The organism is Brevibacillus sp. MCWH (assembly GCF_013096935.1).
GTDB classification, from domain to species: Bacteria; Bacillota; Bacilli; order Brevibacillales; family Brevibacillaceae; genus Brevibacillus; species Brevibacillus aydinogluensis.
In genome coordinates this window covers 1-564 of sequence record NZ_SDLF01000105.1, presented here as the reverse complement: position 1 = coordinate 564, position 564 = coordinate 1, and the positions used below count along the sequence as shown (strand labels likewise).

Sequence of the window (564 nt, the reverse complement as noted above, 5' to 3'; positions counted from 1 at the left end):
GAGTTTAGAGATTTAGTAAAAAGTTTAGTATCTGATTCGTATTATTGGTTAATTGAGGAATGTGGGACATTCTTATCGTTTGTTGGTGATAAAGAATTAAACAAAATTAAAATGCATCGTGGGAATTTTTGTAAGCATAGATTTTGTCCAATGTGTGCATGGAGAAAAGCGAGAAAAGATGCTTTGGAATTATCTTTAATGATGCAGGATATAAAGATTAGTTATGATAAAGCATTTATCTTTTTGACGCTTACAACACCGAACGTAGTAGCTGAAAGATTGGGAGATGAGATTAAAAGATATAATAAATCTTTTGATAAATTATTTAAACGAAAAGTTGTAAAAAGAGTAGTAAAAGGTTATGTTCGAAAATTAGAAATAACTTATAATGAGAAACGAGATGATTATCACCCACATTTTCATGTGCTTATTGTTGTTAATAAATCATATTTTACGGATGTAAAAGCTTATTTGAATCAAAAAGAGTGGTTGCGTTTATGGCGTGAGGCAACAGGAATTTCAGAAATTACGCAAGTAGATGTGCGTCGGGTCAAAGAGCAAAAT

Annotated in this window: 1 protein-coding gene; it reads left to right on the top strand. The window is 30.9% G+C overall.

What is annotated here, in order from left to right; translation table 11 throughout:
* Nucleotides 1-564: protein rep (locus ETC00_RS19575; RefSeq protein WP_253264348.1), on the top strand; the 564-nt coding region annotated here is incomplete at both ends.